At 45.4% G+C, this 14204-nt stretch carries 10 protein-coding genes; 4 read left to right on the plus strand and 6 right to left on the minus strand.

The features are described 5' to 3' along the window. Window positions 1-83: 83 nt before the first annotated feature. The 6 genes from uvrA to QUA57_RS14390 all read right to left on the minus strand — a co-directional run bounded on the left by uvrA (window position 84) and on the right by QUA57_RS14390 (window position 6676). Window positions 84-3044 carry an excinuclease ABC subunit UvrA gene (uvrA, locus tag QUA57_RS14365; RefSeq protein ID WP_333061621.1) on the minus strand — a complete coding sequence of 987 codons (2961 nt, stop codon included), beginning with the start codon at window positions 3042-3044 and terminating at the stop codon, window positions 84-86. Between the two features lie 73 nt (window positions 3045-3117). Beyond that, a complete protein-coding gene (locus tag QUA57_RS14370) occupies window positions 3118-3561 on the minus strand; it encodes a retroviral-like aspartic protease family protein (protein ID WP_333061619.1) in 444 nt (147 codons plus the stop codon). Window positions 3562-3682: 121 nt separating this feature from the next. Beyond that, window positions 3683-4309 carry a 7-carboxy-7-deazaguanine synthase QueE gene (locus QUA57_RS14375; RefSeq protein ID WP_333061617.1) on the minus strand — a complete coding sequence of 209 codons (627 nt, stop codon included), beginning with the start codon at window positions 4307-4309 and terminating at the stop codon, window positions 3683-3685. 223 nt (window positions 4310-4532) lie between these two features. After that, entirely contained in the window at window positions 4533-5231 is a 699-nt protein-coding gene (locus QUA57_RS14380; RefSeq protein ID WP_333061615.1) for a class I SAM-dependent methyltransferase, read from the minus strand. 821 nt (window positions 5232-6052) lie between these two features. Continuing rightward, window positions 6053-6373: a hypothetical protein gene (locus QUA57_RS14385; protein ID WP_333061612.1), complete on the minus strand. Its 321-nt coding sequence runs from the start codon at window positions 6371-6373 to the stop codon at window positions 6053-6055. A gap of 51 nt (window positions 6374-6424) precedes the next feature. After that, entirely contained in the window at window positions 6425-6676 is a 252-nt protein-coding gene (locus tag QUA57_RS14390) for a hypothetical protein (RefSeq protein WP_333061610.1), read from the minus strand. Between the two features lie 597 nt (window positions 6677-7273). Between QUA57_RS14390 and QUA57_RS14395 the strand changes: the two genes are divergently transcribed. From QUA57_RS14395 to QUA57_RS14410, 4 genes are all read left to right on the plus strand, one after another. After that, window positions 7274-10231 carry a TonB-dependent receptor domain-containing protein gene (locus QUA57_RS14395; protein ID WP_333061609.1) on the plus strand — a complete coding sequence of 986 codons (2958 nt, stop codon included), beginning with the start codon at window positions 7274-7276 and terminating at the stop codon, window positions 10229-10231. Window positions 10232-10314: 83 nt separating this feature from the next. Beyond that, entirely contained in the window at window positions 10315-11547 is a 1233-nt protein-coding gene (locus QUA57_RS14400) for a PepSY-associated TM helix domain-containing protein (RefSeq protein ID WP_333061608.1), read from the plus strand. A 773-nt stretch (window positions 11548-12320) separates the two neighbouring features. Further along, window positions 12321-13091, plus strand: coding sequence for a hypothetical protein (locus QUA57_RS14405; protein WP_333061607.1), 771 nt, complete (start codon window positions 12321-12323; stop codon window positions 13089-13091). 366 nt (window positions 13092-13457) lie between these two features. Further along, the gene (locus QUA57_RS14410; protein ID WP_333061606.1) at window positions 13458-13904 is read left to right on the plus strand and encodes a hypothetical protein; all 447 of its coding nucleotides are present in this window, start codon (window positions 13458-13460) and stop codon (window positions 13902-13904) included. The last annotated feature ends 300 nt before the right edge of the window (window positions 13905-14204 follow it).

Genomic DNA, 14204 nt, shown 5'->3' on the forward strand with positions numbered 1-14204 from the left:
GGTGAGTTTCTTAAACGATTATTGAAGGTTTAAATATCTGACGCACCTTACTAATAATGAGAATTGCGTAATTCCTGTTAGTATTAACTAACAGCTACAGCCTCCCCTAAAGGATGCTGCTGCAAAACCGCTTGCAAATACTTCCCAGTATAAGACCTCTGATTTGCCGCCACATCCTCCGGCGTCCCCGCCACAATAATCTCGCCGCCCTTATCTCCCCCTTCCGGCCCCAAATCGATCGCCCAATCGCAGCACCGAATCACATCTAAATTGTGTTCGATTACCAAAATTGAATTACCCTTATCCACCAATCTTTGCAGCACATTTAACAAATGGTGAACATCATAAAACGACAAACCCGTCGTCGGTTCATCAATCAAATAAAGCGTCTTTCCAGTAGCGCGGCGCGACAGTTCCGTTGCCAATTTTACCCGCTGCGCTTCGCCCCCAGAAAGCGTCGGCGCCGGCTGTCCCAACTGAATGTAACCCAAACCAACATCAACCAAAGTTTGCAGTCTAGCGCCCGCCCTGGGAATATTTTTAAACATCTCCAAAGATTCTTCTACGGTCATGTTCAAAACATCAGAAATCGACTTGCCTTTATACTTAACTTGTAGCGTTTCCCGGTTGTACCGTGCACCCTTGCAAACCTCACACTGCACGTAAACATCGGGCAAAAAATTCATCGAAATCACGTTCACGCCTTGGCCGCCGCAAGCTTCGCACCTTCCCCCTTTCACGTTAAAAGAAAACTGCCCTGCTTTGTAACCTCTTGCCTTCGCTTCAATGCTTTCGGCAAACAAATCCCGAATCACATCAAAGACTCCCGTGTAAGTAGCGGGATTAGAGCGCGGAGTACGACCGATGGGAGATTGGTCAATTACAATTACCTTATCAACCACATCCTCTAGAGAGCGTTCGCCTTTAGTTTTGAGGGCGTCCATATCGGGTGGTAAAGGCACTTTTTTGGTGATATAGTGTTGCAGCGACGGGTACAGCAATTCATTGATTAAAGTGGATTTTCCCGAACCGGAAACGCCTGTCACGCAGACGAGTTTTCCCAAGGGAATTTCTACATCAATATTTTTTAAATTGTTGCGCGTCGCATTTATGATTGAGAGAGCTTTGCCGTTGCCTTTTCTTCTTTCATTAGGCGTTTCAATTACTCGCTTTCCCGACAAATAAGCACCAGTCAAAGATTCCTCGGCCGCCAGCAAGTCTGCTAAACTTCCTTGCGAGATAATTTGGCCGCCGTGCACGCCAGCGCCGGGTCCGATATCGACAATGTGGTCGGCCGCTCGCATGGTTTCTTCATCGTGTTCTACGACAATCAAAGTATTGCCTAAATCGCGCAATTTTGTTAAGGTTTGCAGCAGGCGAAAATTGTCTCTTTGGTGCAGTCCGATGCTCGGTTCGTCCAAAACGTAGAGTACCCCCGTCAAACCCGAACCGATTTGAGTCGCCAGCCGAATTCGCTGGGCTTCTCCGCCAGAAAGTGTCATTGCGGCGCGGTCTAAAGTCAGGTAATCTAACCCGACATCGAGCAAAAATTGCAGCCTTGCTTTGATTTCTCTCAGAGCTAAATCGGATATTTGGAATTGCCGATCGCTCAATCCCAAATTATTGACTCTTTCGCGGCATTCGCGAATCGAAATACTGGTTAAATCTACAATTCCGTACTGTCCCAACCGCACGGAAAGCGCCTCGGGTTTCAAGCGTTTGCCGTGACAAACCTCGCAAGAGCGATCGACCCGATACTGTTCCAACTTCTGCTTGATCAGATCGGAACCAGTATCGTCGTACTGGCGCTGCAACATGGCAATCACGCCATTAAAATCTCTCCTAAAATCAGTGCTGCCCTCGCGCTTTTTACCTTCTGCGGTGCGCTTTTGCTCATTTCCATACAAAATCACCCGCTGGTGTTCGGGCTTTAATCGATACCAAGGAGTGTCGATATCAAACCCACAACTATCAGCAATACTGCAAAGCAAAGAAAGATAATAGGAATTATCTTTGTCTGACCACGGCGCGATCGCACAATAAAGAGGCGCTTTCTCGTCGGGAACTACCAACTCCGGCGCAAAAGCCCGCAAACTCCCCAAACCGTGACAGTTCTGGCACGCGCCGTAGGGCGAATTAAACGAGAATAACCGGGGGGAAAGTTCCTCCATTACCGCGCCGTGTTCGGGACAAGCAAAGTTTTCGGAAAATACTATCGGCCCCTGTGGTTGGGAATTTTCTTCAGTCGGTAACTCTTCAATAATCGCAATCCCCTCAGAATGGCGCAAACAAGTTGCCAGAGAATCAACTAAACGTTCTTCTAAACCGGGTTTTTTAATTAACCGATCGACAACTATCTCGATATTGTGCGTATGATTTTTATCTAATTCGATATTTTCCGAAAGTTCTAAAATTTCTCCGTTAACTTTGACGCGAATAAATCCTTCCGCAGCTAAACTCGACAATAATTTGCGGTGAGTGCCTTTTTTTCCGCGCACAACTGGTGCCAGAATGTGAAAGCGAGTGCCGTCGGGAAGTGCCATGACTCGATCGCACATTTCATCAATTGTCTGCGGCGCAATGCAGCGATCGCAAATCGGACAGTGCGGTTCGCCGGCTCTGCCGTAGAGCAATCTGAGATAATCGTAAATTTCTGTAACAGTACCAACTGTCGATCGCGGGTTGTGAGAAGTTGACTTTTGGTCGATCGAAATAGCCGGACTCAAGCCTTCTATCGCGTCCACATCCGGTTTGTCCAACTGTCCCAAAAACTGGCGCGCGTAAGCGCTGAGAGACTCGACGTAGCGGCGCTGTCCCTCGGCAAAAATTGTATCGAAAGCGAGGGAAGACTTACCCGAACCGGACACACCAGTAAAAACGATCAGGCGATCGCGCGGCAGTTCCAGATCGATATTTTTCAGGTTGTGCTGTCTCGCACCGCGAACCCGAATCGTATTTTGGTTGTTGGAGTGAGCATTCGTCACATTATGCCCGTTGCGGGATGCACTTGGCTGGCTGTTTGAGGTTTCGGCGCGTTGGGACATGAGAGTAGTGCAAAACAGTGCTTAACCATCTTAGCGCTGCCGATCGAATAGCTGGCATCCAAACTCAAGAATATCAAAGAATTGTCAAATAAGTTTCCGTCGGCCCGTCGGGCAACACCTTCAAACTTTGATGCTTCAAATCCACTTCAATTCCCAGGGCTTCCATCGGACTCACGCCTAAAAGTGGCGTTTTCCCCTCGGACAATTCCAAACACTCAAAAGTTTCTTCGCGCCCGCACAGAGAAATCTTGGCATCTTGAAAAATCCTCGCCTCACTAATACCCGTAGCTGTTTCCACAACCACTTGATTGAGGATTTTTAAACCCAGTCTGGCGATGACATCTTTAGGCAAACACAAAGTTGTCGCGCCCGTATCCACCAAAACATTTTCTAGAGTAACAGACCTCACTTGCTCCATTGGAATCAGACCATCTTCTGCTTTAGCTTCATCGATCCGATTCGTAATTACTAAGGTTGTGATAACTTTTCCCATTGGAGTTTCCGTAGTTGTTTCCATTACGTTCCAATTATCATAAATTGCTGCTTTAATTATAGCGCCTATTTGCACAGATTGTAAGGCGGCGATGCACTACCCATTCTGCACCGCCCTGACGAATATCTCTGGCTAAATTATCAAATTATTGCACGCCAATAAACTTGTGAGTTTGCAAAGATAGCCTGTAACTAGGATTTTGTTTCAGCAATTCCAAAATAATGGGGAGCGCTGATTTTTTGGAGTTCCATTCTGGTTGCAAAAAAACCGGAATGTTCACATTATTTTCCAAATGCTTGTGATAAAATTCAACTTCTTCGCCAGTGCTAATAACTAACTTAATTTCATTGGCTCTAGTCCAAAAAAGCTCTTGCACCGGATATTTAGGATTGACGTGTTCCTTCGGAGAAAGAGTAATCCAAGCCTGCGGGGCAACATCCTGCCAGCAAGCACCCGAAGTTTCAATGCTCACCTGCTTGTCAGCTTCTAACAAAGCTTCAACTAACTCAGGCAAATCGCGGTGAATAAAAGGTTCGCCGCCAGTAATCACAACCCTCGGAGACTGCAATTGAGCGAGCAATTGTGCGATCGACTGCGGTACAGACGGCAAACCTTTGCCCCCATTTTCGTAGCCTGTGTCACACCAAGGACACCGTACAGGGCAACCGGCCAATCTGATAAAATCAACTAAAGTCCCCGTCCAGTAACCTTCGCCTTGAACAGTACACTGAAAAGTTTCGTGAATTGGTAATTTTAGTTGTAAATTAGACACCCGAATTTATGCCTCAAATTAATTAATGACGTTGTTTAGATATAATATTCTTAAATTGTTATTCCTTCGCGGTTTGCAGCAACTAAAAACAGTCCTGAACGCATAAACGGGGTTTTTGAAAAAAAATTACTCGTTTTATCCCAGAAGCTTGACTCAGAAATCCGGTTTCTTCATAGCTTTTCTATAAGCCCTGAGAAATCCACCACAAACCGCAAATAACTCTTTAATTATCCTGTTCAGGTTCCATCATAGTAGCCCAGCGGCGTTTCAATGCCAAAGTCAGCCCGTCAGCAATGGGGACAACACTTAGACTAACTCTGGGATCGTTACGCAATTTCTCGTTAAAAGTACGAATGGCGGTGGTACTTTCGTCTTGTACTTGAGGGTCAGCAACTCGTCCTGACCACAGAACATTGTCAATTACAATTAAACCCCCATTGCGTACAAGTTGGAGCGATCGCTCAAAATAAGCCTCATAATTTTCTTTATCGGCGTCGATGAAGGCAAAATCAAAGGTTCCTGCTTGTCCCTCGGCTATTAGTTTGTCGAGAGTATTTACTGCGGGGCCCAACTGCAAAGAAATCTTATTAGCAACGCCCGCAGCTTCCCAATAGCGTCGTGCGATCGCAGTATATTCCTCGCTGACATCGCAGGCAATAATCTGACCGTTTGAAGGCAGCGCCAAAGCTACGCACAGCGAGCTATAACCAGTAAAAACGCCAATTTCTAAGGTTTTTGTCGCTCCCATAAGCTGCACCATGAGCTCCATAAACTGACCTTGTTCGGGAGCAATCTGCATCATACCCATAGGATGTTTAGCAGTTTCTTCCCGTAGTGAAGCGAGAATATCTGGCTCCCGCAGAGAAATAGATAACAGATAATCGTAAAGTTGATGTTCTAGGCCAAGAGTTGAGTTCGCCATCGGTTTGTCCTTGCTGCTCACTTTTGATTTTAGATTGTAGACGCGCTGTTAATGGAAATCGGAGACTGTAGAGTTAATTTTGGCACCTATTTTGGTGTGGCTGATGACAGGTTGCAGTAGCAGTGTCTCGGTTACACAGAGGCAACTTGCAAAACGCGCGCTCTACTTCCAAATCAGTTTATCTCAGCTACAGGTGATTTAGCACCTCTGGAAAAGAAAAATGGATAGAGAGGAGCGTTTGGAGATTCCTGCTTTTCTAGCACCACGTAACGCCGTTAGTGATACGAGTTCAAAAAATGAATGCAACTCTACACAAGCTGCAAAGTCATACATAATAAGCTATTGGCATCTCAAATTTGAAATAAATCTCAAATGATCTGAGTCGGGGAAAAAGTGACTTCATCCCGATCGCGAAGTAGACGAACTGCGAAAAACATAAGTATGTCATTGCCAGTAAAATCAAGCAATCCTAGAGGTTATGAGTCCTTTACATTTAGTTACATTATCAAGTTTTTTTGTGTCGCTCTACTTAATCGCCAATGAGTAATTATTGAGGACTTACGCACTCCCAAACAAACCAACCGTTTCATTTAACTATTAGACATCTCCAAAAAACAAACTATCGTTGAATTGCATATATATTCTAATCGAGCTTTATGTAAAAAAAATGAGTCAACTTCGCGCACACCTAGAAAGACATCCCTCAGAAACTACTCGGCTATTGGGTCTAGACTATGACCAACTTATAGGGCTAATTACTCACGCAGAAAATCTGTATAACCAGCAGAAAAAAGTTCAAGATAATTCTAAAATTCGCATCATCAAAGCAGAAATGCTAATGCTAAGGTTTCGGCGTGAATTGAGGGTTTTTGCCAAGTGTCTTCGATTCCGGGGGGGATTGTATCGGTAGTGAGCCAATGTATAGCTCCGATTTTGTCTGCCAGCAAGGATTGCACTTGGGGCCAAATCGCTGTTGTGGTGAGGGCGATCGCGACTTGGGAATCGGTTGCAACTGATACGGCTGTTTGAAGTCGGGCTGCGTGGCGCTGATTGGGGGGCGGGTAAGCTGGGACTGCGAGCGCTCCAGAGTACAAGCATCCGAAAAAAGTCGCAATATAGTCTAGTTGTGGCGGATAAAACAATAAGGCGCGTTCGCCGCTAGCACCTAAAGCCTGAAGTTGACCTGCGATCGCTCAGCGGCGACGATCTAATTCGCTGTAAGTCAGGCTATCGCTTTCTGTTTCTCCGTCTTTGATAAAAGTAAAAGCTAGTTGGTCAGGCTGGTGCAAATACCTGTAGCGCAACAAGTCTACACCTGTCGAACTGTTACTAGAGATTTCTCGAAAGTCCTTGAAAAGTTGATCCCTTCTACTTTTTGCACTCATTGCAACCCGAAAATCTTGAGTTTTGCGATCGCCAAGCTGATGACCGCGATCTTCTCTCAAAAGGTTATTCTTTAGCTACTGCTAGAAATTATTAATATTATTTCTTGATTAGCTTTTACACTGTAAGTCTAAAATATTGATTTTGCAAATAGTAATTGATCATTATTTTTGAAGTAATCCCTCAATAGTCATAAGTGAGCTGACAGTATCCAAAGCAGAACGATGCAGTCAATCGACCAATTTTAGGGTAGGGTATTCGCAGCTTGGAGTGAGTCACGCAGACGGCAGTGCCCCCAAAATCGCCAGCATAAACCAGCGTGCAGCTTGAAAAAACTTGATAAAAATTAGCAATAAATAAATTTGACTTATTGCTTGACATTAGCAGAGCCTTATTTTATTTTGATGAGGGTACTGCAAATAATTAGTGATAAATCGCTGGGCTGTTGACCGCGCTCCGAGTGTATCGTCGCTCGTGTCAAGAAACTGGATTCAAACTGCGACCACAGATAGCTGCGCCTGTTACTGACAGCCTTAGTTTTCGTGTTTGCTTGGGTAGATTGTCCGCAGAGTACGAGTCGGGAGTGCAGCTCCATCGGTGCATTCACTCTTACAAATGGTGTAGCAGTTCAAGTTTTTAAGTGTGGGGTGTGAATGAAAATGAAACTGCGTGTACCTTTTTTATGTGTTGCACTGCTGAGCGTTGGTATCATGCCAGTAGCAGCGGCAGGGCCAAGAAGTTTCTCTGACAGCGCTAACTCCGACTCTGCTGAAGCTACACCCGCGATCGCCCCCGATCCGAGTTCAGTAAATCCCTCAAAAGAGAACGATCGCACTCAATGGTGGGCGATCCCTTCTGTCATCCCGTCCCAAAAACCGATCGCAGAAAAGCCCTCATCCCAAAGCGAGGAGTTAGAAGCCAAGGTATTTGTAGAAAATCAAGTCCAAAAACTCACTTCAGACTTGACAGTTGCTTCAGAATACAAAAGAAATATCCAAAAAAGCTCCTCAAAAGCAGACGGGATGCCTGTTCCGCAAGGTGAATTGAAGATATCTAGTAAGAGCGCTCGCGCTTCTGCTAATCCTGATATTGAACCAATAACAGACATACCAAAACTCAACGACATCGATCGCCCTAGCACCAGTGTTGAAGGATTACTTGAGCCATCGCCGTCAAGTTTTATTGTTTCTGATGCTGTGCGAATCTCTCAATCAGTCGTACAAGTAACAGGTGTAAAGCTTAACCCTACTGGGGCTGGTTTGGAAGTCATCTTAGAAACTGAAGCGGGGCAATTGCTGCAAGCTATTACCAGAACAGAAGGCAACAGTGCGATCGCCGACATCGAAAATGCTCAACTAGCTTTACCGTCGGGTGAGGAATTTCGCGCTCAAAATCCCGATCGAGGAATTGCTGAGGTGACAGTAACTCAGCTTGAAGGTTCGCGCATCCGAGTCACCGTCACCGGAGAGAGAGCAGCACCACCGGCACAAGTAGTAAAAAGCGATCGCGGTTTAGTTCTCAGCGTAACTCCTGAAAATTCTGACTCAATTGAAATCGTCGTTACCGCCACGCGCACTGAAGAACTTATACAAAATATACCGCGCTCGGTGACAGTAATTACCCGTAGGGAGATTGAGCAACAAAATCCCGTGTCGCGAAGCCTGCAAGATATTGTCGGTCGGGAGGTTCCAGGCTTAGGGGCTTCGACTCAATCGAGAAATCAATTTGGGCAAAACTTGCGCGGTCGCAATATTTCTGTCTTAGTTGACGGCGTACCCCTGACCACAAATACTCAACCTCGGGGGCTGCAAACCATTGCTCCCAATGCGATCGAGCGAATTGAGGTTGTTCGCGGTCCCAATGCGATCTACGGAAGTCAGGCCACAGGGGGGACGATCAATATCATTACCCGCAGGCCGAGCGAAACTACGCTGTCTCAACAGTCAGAAGTAGGTCTGAGTGCAGCAGCAGGCAACCGACGCTTCCTAGAAAGCGGCAGTTTTGGCAACTACATCGCGCATTCCCTATCGGGTACAGAGGGCGCTTATAACTACGCCCTTTCTTTTTCACGAGAAAGCACCGGCACTTTTTATGATGCTGAAGGCGATCGCATTTTTAACGATCGCCCCTTAGATCAAAGCGTTACCTTCAATGTATTAGCTAAGGCAGGAGTAAACCTAGATTCTCAACAGCGCTTACAACTAACATTCAATCACTACCGTTCCACCCAAGTCGATAACGAGTACATCAACGATTTGAGCGTCAATACCCGCCCGGCAGGAACCGAAAAAGCCCGCGCTTTGAGAGTAGGAGAACTGGAATTTATTGACTCTACCCCCCCAAGAGATCAAAATACTCTCCTTAACTTCACCTACACCAACGATCGGATTTTTGGCAGCAGCCTTCAGGCTCAAGCTTACTATCGGTACAATACTCTAAATTTTTTCCCAGGGGATTTTCGAGAAGCTTTTTTTGAAAATATTACGTTTGGACAAGTAGAAAATCAAAATTGGGGCGGTCGCTTGCAGATTGAGACTCCTATATTTACAGTAGCTAAATTATTGTGGGGAGTTGATTATAACAGCGAGTACAACACAGTGGTGCAGGATATTTTCGATCCTGTGGCTTTCGACGAAAGCGGCGGTCGAGTTTACCGTAAAATTAACGAGCGCGTTGAAATACCGCGTTATGACCTCAGCCAGCTAGGTTTGTTTGCTCAGTTGCAATGGGATATTAGCGATAACTTTTTAGTCACTGGCGGATTGCGCCACCAGCGGGTTGGTTTCAGTGTTGACGACTACACTACCTTCCCAGGCAATGCAAATATTGAAGGTGGAGATTTGGACTTTAATAACACCGTGTTTAATGTCGGTGCTGTCTATAAAATCACAGACACATTTAATGTGTTTGGTAACTTTGCTCAAGGTTTTAGCATACCAGATTTTGGAAATTTGCTGCGCCGTCCGCCAGCCGGATTTTCGATTGGGGGCGATTTTCAACAATTAGAAGCGGTAAGAGTTGACAACTACGAAATTGGGGTGCGCGGCAACTGGGAACAAGTAAATGCGTCTATTTCTGGTTTTTACAATACCTCAGAATTGGGTGAAAGTTTTGTATTAGACGAACGCGGTTTTCCCATAGGAATTAATCGGGCTCCGCAACGAATCTATGGGGTTGAAGGAACTCTCGACTGGCGGCCGGGAGGGGGATGGCAACTCGGCGGCACTGCAACTTGGCAGGAAGGTGAAAATGATGTCAATCAAGATGGAGACTATTTGCCTCTCAATAGCAGCATTATCTCACCTCTGAAGCTGACGAGTTATATTCAACACCAAACTACCCCGGGATGGCGCAACCGACTGCAACTGGTTTATATCGGGAATCGCGATCGGGCTTTTGATGAAGGAGTTGACCCTGCGGACATCGATAACTATTTGGTGGTGGACTATATCGGCAGCATCGCGATCGGGCCGGGTACGTTAAATATTGGCATTGAGAACTTGTTGGACACCCAATATTTCCCAGTTCAGTTTCAACGTGCCGGCGGTTTTGATAATTCCGAGAGGTTTGCAGCTAGAGGCAGAAGCCTTAGCGTCCGCTACACGCTCAATTGGTAATTAGTAATTAAAACCAGTACCTACCCAATTACCAACTGCTATATCAAGTCTCGTTAAACCCTTCTTAAAAAAATGGTGGGGAGATGTTTTCCGGTTGCGCTCCGGCGATGCGGATCGAGCCGTTCAAAGTACCAATTATTCGCGCTGAGGTATTTATGAAATTGCGCCAGATCGCATTAGTTTTGCACCGCTATATAGGTGTAATGGTGGGCATACTGCTAGCGATCGTCAGCTTAACTGGCAGTTCATTGGTCTTCTGGAAAGAGATCGACGTTTTCCTCAATCCCCAGATGTTCCAAGTTATCCCGCAGGGCGATCGGGTATCTGTACAGTTTGCGATCGATACAATCCGCTCAGCTTATCCCCATTGGCAGCTTAATTTCCTTGAGCTACCTCGCGCGTTAGATAGTGTCTATACAGCGAGAATGCTGTTAAACAGCGGCGACTTTGCCTACATCTATCTCAACCCTTACACGGGAGAAGTTCTGGGTTTTCAGCAGTGGGGCCGGACTGTTATGAGTTTCATTTATAACTTCCATGTCAGCCTTCTGGGAGGCAAATTTGGCGAAACAGTTGTTGGTATCTGCGGACTTCTGTTGCTGCTGCTGAGTGTAACTGGAATCATTTTGTGGCCTGGTTGGAAAAAGCTGGTAGCCGGCTTCGCAATCCGGTGGCGTTCTGTGCCTCAGCTAATCAACTACGATCTTCACAAAGTTGGGGGGATTTTATCTTGTGTCTTTCTGATTGCGATTGCCTCCACCGGCACAGCCATGATTTTTCACACCCAGTTTAAGGGCGTGATTTACTCGCTCGCCGGCACGCCAAAACTCCTCGAATTAACATCAACTATGGTGGCAAACGCGCCACCAGTTACAGCAGATATTATTTTACAAAAAGCGGACTTGGCGTTACCCGGAAAAACCATTTACATTACCTTTCCCAGCAAACCGCAGGGGACATTCGTAGTACGTAAAAAGCTGGTCGGAGAGATCCATCCGAACGGTAGCAGCAACGTCTATCTCGATCGGTACAGTGGAGAAGTTTTGCGGGTAGAAAATGGTTTTACAGCCCCTGTGGCATCCCAGATTATAAATTTGTTGTTCCCGGTACATATAGGTGCTTTCGGGGGGTTGACAACACGCATCCTCTACGTTTTCATTGGGGTGACGCCGACATTGCTATCAATCACTGGTCTCGCACTTTGGCGCAGGCGACAGTGGAGATTAGCTCAGCGGCGGGAAGCAAGCCGACAAATTACCGCGACAGTAGCTGAATCTCAAAAATCTTATCCGATCACAGAATGGCCTTGGTTTTGATAATAGTTTCTAAGGATTAAAGTGAAAAGCATAATTTTCACATGACTTACGCAAAGAAACCGGGTTTCCTAGAAAAATTGTTAGTCTCTCAACTAAAAATCTACGAAAAACCTAGTTTCTAGCCTAGACCTGCGTAAGTCTTATTTCAGTTCATAGATGACAGTAGCAGCATTTAGTAAACCAGTTTTTTAGATGTTGAGGATTTATTAAATCAATTGCGACGGCCATTAATAGACATCTCCAATAACTGCCCAACCTTTTCCCCGCTTGGTTTCTTGTCCGAAGCTCGCTTTGAGCTTCGGACAAGAAACTAACAGTTAAATAAGGGTTTGAAGACTATATTAATCATAAATACCCATTTTTATGACATTATTCTTACTATTTTTTCCTGTTTATTTGGTTTTTTGGAGATGTCTATTATGGATGGGTTCAAGCCCGTGTATGTTCCTGGAACAAACCAGGCGTCTAGAAACCCTTGTCTCCCGGAGTATTACTAATCACTAATAAACTGGGTTCAATAGGACGATTTCTTAACTGTCACACCTTATGAATCCATAGCTAAACAAGCTACCCCAAATCTCAACTACCTTCCCCGATTGAGGGAGAGCAAGTATTTGTGGGAAAAAACAGGTTTATCGCAACCCTTGGCCTGCACTTTTACTCATAACTAATGAACTGGGATTAATAGGACGCTCACTTAACTGTCACAGTTTATTACTCCAGACCTAAAGCACCTACCCACAATCAAAACAACATTCCACCAAGGCATCGCTATGTACTACACTTTCGCAGGTTTTGGTGCCGTCACAGGCATATTTTTGCTGCTAGTTTTTGCCATTCTGCAATGGCTGCACGTCTCTGCCGGCAGTTTTATTGATTGGGTAATTGCCATTGCTATTTTTGAATGGCTGTTGCTGATAGTTACAGTTCCCTGGAATATCCATTTTGAAGCTAAAGAAGTTTTAGCGCAAGCCGCAGAATCGACTAAAAAAAACATTGCTGTCGATCGGGAACAACTCCAATACGTTACTGTATTAGTTAGCCGATCGCTCTTTGCGGCGATCGCACTTCACCTGTTTAGCGCGATCGCGCTTTACGCCCTAGCCGCCGCCGGAATTAGTGCTGTTGGCTATCTCAGTTCCGGTGCTGCACTGCTGTTAACTGTACTGCGTCCAGCTATCCGAGGTTATCAGTATTTAGCCCAGCGGCTGACAACTATCCGCAGCCAATTTTTGTACCCCCGCGAAGATATTGTCGAACTCCGCAGCCGCTTTGCAGGGTTAGAATCTACTGTTAGAAATTTGAGCGATCAATTAAATTCAGACGATCCAAATTCGTGGGCGGCTGTCCAAAATCGGGAACGGGAAGCTATTAGAAGACAATTAACTACTTTATCCGCATCTCTACAATCTTTCCAAGCGACAAATCAGGCAGAACACACTAAACTCGCAAGAGATGCAGAAAGTGCGATCGCCCAACTCACCGACGACGGACAATTTCTCAACCACGTCCGCGAAATCATCCGCTTCTTTAAAGAATCGTAAAGTCCGACGATTTTAGACTAAAGAATTGAATAATTGGGAATGACTGATGACTATCTGGCTTGAGAACTGGCTTACCGTAAAATTCTGGTTCTAAACTGCTATCATTAGTCATTAGTACAATTCCCAATCCTCAACCTGAAATTATCAATTCCCTATCTTTAGATAGATGCCAAATAGCCGCAGATAGTAAAACTTTAAATAAAAATAGAATTTTATCATTCTTCAGGAAGAGTCCATCAAGGTATTTTCCCTAACAGCAATTTTTCGCAAACTATAACCAAAGATAGTTTGTGAATGAGCTAGCTTTGGCCTAATATTTAAACATAGCGCAAAGACCTTTTTGAAAATATAACTCAGGAATAAATCATGACTAATCGTCAACCAATACCCCCCAAAGAAGAAGTTAGCAAATCAACACCGGCCGACGAACAAATCGAAGCCAATATGGAAGCCCCCCACTACGACAGGGGCATTACTCCTGCTGAGACAGCAGCGCGGCAAGACCGGGAAGGCGCTAATTTCATGCACACCACCACCGAAGCGAAGCAGAAAAGTGCAAAAACTGATGACCAAACCGATGACGAAAGCATTCACACCACAGATGGTTATACAGTAGACAAAGAAGGTCTGGTTAACAATTACGCGATCGAACCGGAAATGTACATCAACGAACCGGGCGATTTGAGAGAAAAAGAGGAAGCTGAAGCAGCAGAACGCGCTCGAATTCTAGCAGAAGTCAAAGATAAAAAAGGCGAGGAAGGAAAACTGACAATGGATGGAGACGCCCGTGGCAAAGGGCCGGGCATTATCTAGATTGTGTGGTTGGTAGTTGTGTTTCAGCGCGCGAAATTGCAACTGCAAAGCAAAGGGGCGGGTTTTTATAGTTCCGGAAGTTATCTATGGATATTTCCGGTACAACCCGCCCCTATTTTGTTTTCCACATCTGTTTTTTGAGTTGAGAGGTTACATCGTACATCTCTCAATTACCGTATCAATCGGCAAGTTTTCATACCCACCTCAAAAAACCCTTAAAATTGGGTGCATCTCAGTTTTGCACATATATCAAGTGGAAAGTTGACCATTGAGATAAGCACAGCGCAGAGAAAGAATAGA

The organism is Microcoleus sp. Pol7_B2 (assembly GCF_036701035.1).
Taxonomy (GTDB): domain Bacteria; phylum Cyanobacteriota; class Cyanobacteriia; order Cyanobacteriales; family Microcoleaceae; genus Microcoleus.

Bases quoted from the DNA above. Each gene is read 5' to 3' on its own strand.
- QUA57_RS14380 (WP_333061615.1), bottom strand. From the start codon at position 5,231: ATGGCGAACTCAACTCTTGGCCTAGAACATCAACTTTACGATTATCTG.
- QUA57_RS14370 (WP_333061619.1), bottom strand. From the start codon at position 3,561: ATGGAAACAACTACGGAAACTCCAATGGGAAAAGTTATCACAACCTTA.
- QUA57_RS14400 (WP_333061608.1), top strand. From the start codon at position 10,315: ATGTTTTCCGGTTGCGCTCCGGCGATGCGGATCGAGCCGTTCAAAGTA.
- QUA57_RS14405 (WP_333061607.1), top strand. From the start codon at position 12,321: ATGTACTACACTTTCGCAGGTTTTGGTGCCGTCACAGGCATATTTTTG.
- uvrA (WP_333061621.1), bottom strand. From the start codon at position 3,044: ATGTCCCAACGCGCCGAAACCTCAAACAGCCAGCCAAGTGCATCCCGC.
- QUA57_RS14395 (WP_333061609.1), top strand. From the start codon at position 7,274: ATGAAACTGCGTGTACCTTTTTTATGTGTTGCACTGCTGAGCGTTGGT.
- QUA57_RS14410 (WP_333061606.1), top strand. From the start codon at position 13,458: ATGACTAATCGTCAACCAATACCCCCCAAAGAAGAAGTTAGCAAATCA.